The 1,089-nt window shown below is 57.3% G+C and carries 1 protein-coding gene; it reads left to right on the plus strand.

Annotated features, from left to right (window positions below):
- Positions 1 to 244: 244 nt before the first annotated feature.
- Positions 245 to 832, plus strand: coding sequence for a Uma2 family endonuclease (locus tag BQ17_RS11725; RefSeq protein WP_089727274.1), 588 nt, complete (start codon positions 245 to 247; stop codon positions 830 to 832).
- Positions 833 to 1,089: the final 257 nt, after the last annotated feature.

The raw sequence follows: 1,089 nt of genomic DNA on the forward strand, positions 1-1,089 counted from the left end.
TAATCGACGCTGGAGCGTCGGGATCTGCTCCCACGCTGGAGCGTGGGGAGCCAGCCGAAAATCAATGCCAGTAGAAACATTTAACTAACCGTTTGCTTCTCATATGTTAGGTAGCCGCAATGCTCAAGCGGTCCGCACAGCGGACCCTACCCTAACCATTTGATTGACTGTAGGGTCCGCTGTGCAGACCTTCCAAATATCAATACGCTTTAGGTCTACGCATCCCACTACCGGAGGTAATTCCATGTACCCGCAACCCAAGCCCTTTTTGAGCCTCGAGGATTGGCTGGAAGGTGAGCGCGCCGATCTCGAAGGGCGCAGCGAATATCTCGATGGCGAGGTCTTCGCCATGACTGGAGCAAGCATGAAGCACAATGCCATCGTCATGAACATCGGCAGTGAGCTGCGCACCCAGCTGAAAGGACGCCCTTGCCAGGTCTATGCCAATGACATGAAGGTCATCATCCGCTCCGCCAATGCGGGCAAGTATCCGGATCTGATCGCCTATTGCGGAGAACCGGAGCTCCTGGACGACCGCCAGGATGTCCTGCTCAATCCCAGCCTGATCGTCGAGGTGCTCTCCGACTCCACGGCGGCCTACGACCGGGGAGACAAGTTCGCCCTCTACCGCCGCATCCCGAGCCTGCGGGAGTATCTGTTGGTCTCCCAGGCCCGGGTCCGGGTGGAACGCTACCGGCGCGGCGCAGATGACCACTGGACCCTGACGGACTATGCGGGGCTGGAGGACCAGGTTCCCCTGGAGAGCCTGGATTGTGTCTTGGCGTTGGCCGAGATCTACGACAAGGTCGAGCTCGCAACGGTTGCGTTGTGAATCTGCAGATTGCGCAGGGTAGGGTGGGCTGTGCCCACCGCCGCTCCTGCATCAGGGACCTCGGTCACGTGAGCGTTATGAATCCGCAGCTTTCGCAGGTTGCACACTCAAAGAACGCAAGCATCTGCGACAATGAAGTTACCGGATCTATTTTCCTATACTCAATATGGGAAGTTCTTCGGTAGTGGTTAAGGTTTAAATGGAAACATCGCCACTAGCAGTGTGTTGGGCACGCCACAAGCTGCACTCCCTCTCCC

Source organism: Candidatus Thiosymbion oneisti (assembly GCF_900092655.1).
Classification (GTDB): Bacteria; Pseudomonadota; Gammaproteobacteria; order Chromatiales; family Chromatiaceae; genus Thiosymbion; species Thiosymbion oneisti.